The 3,827-nt window shown below is 55.8% G+C and carries 2 rRNA genes (1 of these 2 running past the window's edge); both read left to right on the plus strand.

The window, feature by feature from the left end:
- Positions 1–99: 99 nt before the first annotated feature.
- Positions 100–1,627: ribosomal RNA gene (locus ITJ59_RS18830) — 16S ribosomal RNA — on the plus strand.
- Positions 1,628–2,061: 434 nt separating this feature from the next.
- Positions 2,062–3,827, plus strand: a 23S ribosomal RNA gene (locus ITJ59_RS18835); it runs 1,277 nt beyond the window's last position.
- The 16S and 23S rRNA genes sit together here, the layout of an rRNA operon.

Raw genomic sequence — 3,827 nt, forward strand, 5'->3', positions numbered from 1 at the left:
GGTCATGATGCAATTCCTTTTGGATTGAAGATTGTCAGTAGACAGTCAACAGTCAGAATCAACTCGGTCTGATGCCTTCGGGTGTTGGGTCTGTATTTTTTTACGGAGAGTTTGATCCTGGCTCAGGACGAACGCTGGCGGCGTGCTTAACACATGCAAGTCGAACGATGATGCCCAGCTTGCTGGGTGGATTAGTGGCGAACGGGTGAGTAACACGTGAGTAACCTGCCCCTGACTCTGGGATAAGCGTTGGAAACGACGTCTAATACTGGATATGACTGCCGGCCGCATGGTCTGGTGGTGGAAAGATTTTTTGGTTGGGGATGGACTCGCGGCCTATCAGCTTGTTGGTGAGGTAATGGCTCACCAAGGCGACGACGGGTAGCCGGCCTGAGAGGGTGACCGGCCACACTGGGACTGAGACACGGCCCAGACTCCTACGGGAGGCAGCAGTGGGGAATATTGCACAATGGGCGAAAGCCTGATGCAGCAACGCCGCGTGAGGGATGACGGCCTTCGGGTTGTAAACCTCTTTTAGTAGGGAAGAAGGGAGCTTGCTCTTGACGGTACCTGCAGAAAAAGCACCGGCTAACTACGTGCCAGCAGCCGCGGTAATACGTAGGGTGCAAGCGTTGTCCGGAATTATTGGGCGTAAAGAGCTCGTAGGCGGTTTGTCGCGTCTGCTGTGAAATCCCGAGGCTCAACCTCGGGCTTGCAGTGGGTACGGGCAGACTAGAGTGCGGTAGGGGAGATTGGAATTCCTGGTGTAGCGGTGGAATGCGCAGATATCAGGAGGAACACCGATGGCGAAGGCAGATCTCTGGGCCGTAACTGACGCTGAGGAGCGAAAGCATGGGGAGCGAACAGGATTAGATACCCTGGTAGTCCATGCCGTAAACGTTGGGCGCTAGATGTAGGGACCTTTCCACGGTTTCTGTGTCGTAGCTAACGCATTAAGCGCCCCGCCTGGGGAGTACGGCCGCAAGGCTAAAACTCAAAGGAATTGACGGGGGCCCGCACAAGCGGCGGAGCATGCGGATTAATTCGATGCAACGCGAAGAACCTTACCAAGGCTTGACATACACCGGAAACGGCCAGAGATGGTCGCCCCCTTGTGGTCGGTGTACAGGTGGTGCATGGTTGTCGTCAGCTCGTGTCGTGAGATGTTGGGTTAAGTCCCGCAACGAGCGCAACCCTCGTTCTATGTTGCCAGCGGGTTATGCCGGGGACTCATAGGAGACTGCCGGGGTCAACTCGGAGGAAGGTGGGGATGACGTCAAATCATCATGCCCCTTATGTCTTGGGCTTCACGCATGCTACAATGGCCGGTACAAAGGGCTGCGATACCGTAAGGTGGAGCGAATCCCAAAAAGCCGGTCTCAGTTCGGATTGAGGTCTGCAACTCGACCTCATGAAGTCGGAGTCGCTAGTAATCGCAGATCAGCAACGCTGCGGTGAATACGTTCCCGGGCCTTGTACACACCGCCCGTCAAGTCATGAAAGTCGGTAACACCCGAAGCCGGTGGCCTAACCCTTGTGGAAGGAGCCGTCGAAGGTGGGATCGGTGATTAGGACTAAGTCGTAACAAGGTAGCCGTACCGGAAGGTGCGGCTGGATCACCTCCTTTCTAAGGAGCATCTGGCTCATGGCGTGTCCTTCGGGGTGCGTGGTGGGTCCAGGCGCCGAGTAACCCGAACGTGGTTGCCGGTAGCTCATGGGTGGAACATTGACAGTGCAGTTGGGAGTGATGCTTCCGACCTCAGTACGCTCTGCTTGCAGGGTTGGGACGGGTTGGGGTGGAGCTGCTGGCTGGTGCACGTTGTTGGGTCCTGAGGGACCAGGCTTCCTGCTGACATGAGAGTGTCTGGTGGGGGTTGGGCCTGCGGGTCCTTCGCCGGGCCGCATGAAGCACTGTCAACGGACGGTGGGGAGTGTGGTGCCGATCGTATGTTGAGAACTACACAGTGGACGCGAGCATCTTTGATTCGCGTCATCCAATCGATCAGAGGCTTTCTAAGCTGATGGTTGTGGGTGATGACGGATCGCAATTTTAATCTTTGTGGTCAAGTTTCTAAGAGCAAACGGTGGATGCCTTGGCATCTGGAGCCGAAGAAGGACGTAGAAATCTGCGATAAGCCTCGGGGAGCTGATAATCGAGCCCTGATCCGAGGATTTCCGAATGGGGAAACCCCGCTGGGCGCTTTTGTGACCTGGTGACTCCCGCCTGAATATATAGGGCGGGTAGAGGGAACGTGGGGAAGTGAAACATCTCAGTACCCACAGGAAGAGAAAACAACATGTGATTCCGTGAGTAGTGGCGAGCGAAAGCGGATGAGGCTAAACCGATCATGTGTGATAGCCGGCGGGCGTTGCATGGTCGGGGTTGTGGGACACGTCACTCAGTTCTGCCGGACTGGGGCGGTTACAGCGCATCATAGTCGAACCGGTTTGAAAGCCGGGCCGTAGTGGGTGCCAGCCCCGTAGACGAAATGGTGTTATGGCCGGATGTGTATCCCAAGTAGCACGGGGCCCGAGAAATCCCGTGTGAATCTGTCAGGACCACCTGATAAGCCTAAATACTCCCAGATGACCGATAGCGGACAAGTACCGTGAGGGAAAGGTGAAAAGTACCCCGGGAGGGGAGTGAAATAGTACCTGAAACCGTTTGCTTACAAACCGTCGGAGCCTCCTTAGTAGGGGTGACGGCGTGCCTTTTGAAGAATGAGCCTGCGAGTTAGTGATATGTGGCGAGGTTAACCCGTGTGGGGCAGCCGTAGCGAAAGCGAGTCTGAATAGGGCGTTTGAGTCGCATGTTCTAGACCCGAAGCGAAGTGATCTATCCATGGCCAGGTTGAAGCGACGGTAAGACGTCGTGGAGGACCGAACCCACTTCAGTTGAAAATGGAGGGGATGAGCTGTGGATAGGGGTGAAAGGCCAATCAAACTTCGTGATAGCTGGTTCTCTCCGAAATGCATTTAGGTGCAGCGTTGCGTGTTTCTCGCCGGAGGTAGAGCTACTGGATGGCCGATGGGCCTCAACAGGTTACTGACGTCAGCCAAACTCCGAATGCCGGTGAGTGAGAGCGCAGCAGTGAGACGGTGGGGGATAAGCTTCATCGTCGAGAGGGAAACAACCCAGACTACCAACTAAGGTCCCTAAGCGTGTGCTAAGTGGGAAAGGATGTGGAGTTGCATAGACAACCAGGAGGTTGGCTTAGAAGCAGCCACCCTTGAAAGAGTGCGTAATAGCTCACTGGTCAAGTGATTCCGCGCCGACAATGTAACGGGGCTCAAGCACACCACCGAAGTTGTAGATTTCGCACTATAGACAAGCCTTTGTGGTTCAGTCGTGCGGAGTGGTAGGAGAGCGTCGTGTGGCGAGTGAAGCGGCGGAGTGATCCAGCCGTGGACGCTACACGAGTGAGAATGCAGGCATGAGTAGCGAAAGACGGGTGAGAAACCCGTCCTCCGAAAGACCAAGGGTTCCAGGGCCAGGTTAATCCGCCCTGGGTAAGTCGGGACCTAAGGCGAGGCCGACAGGCGTAGTCGATGGACAACGGGTTGATATTCCCGTACCGGCGAACAACCGCCCAAGCTAATCCAGTGGTGCTAAGAGTCCTAACCCGGACTGTCCGGATCCCTTCGGGGTGATGGTGGCCGGTCTAACGCTCGACCCCATGCTGGTGCGGTTAGCGTATGAACAGGTGTGACGCAGGAAGGTAGCTGAGCCAGGCGATGGTATCCGTAAGGTGAACCTGGTGTAAGGATGTAGGGCTGACGATAGGCAAATCCGTCGTCTGTACGCCTGAGATCCGACGCGTACCCGT

The sequence above is a fragment of the Curtobacterium sp. VKM Ac-1393 genome (genome assembly GCF_015350995.1).
In the GTDB taxonomy this organism is placed as follows: Bacteria; Actinomycetota; Actinomycetes; order Actinomycetales; family Microbacteriaceae; genus Curtobacterium.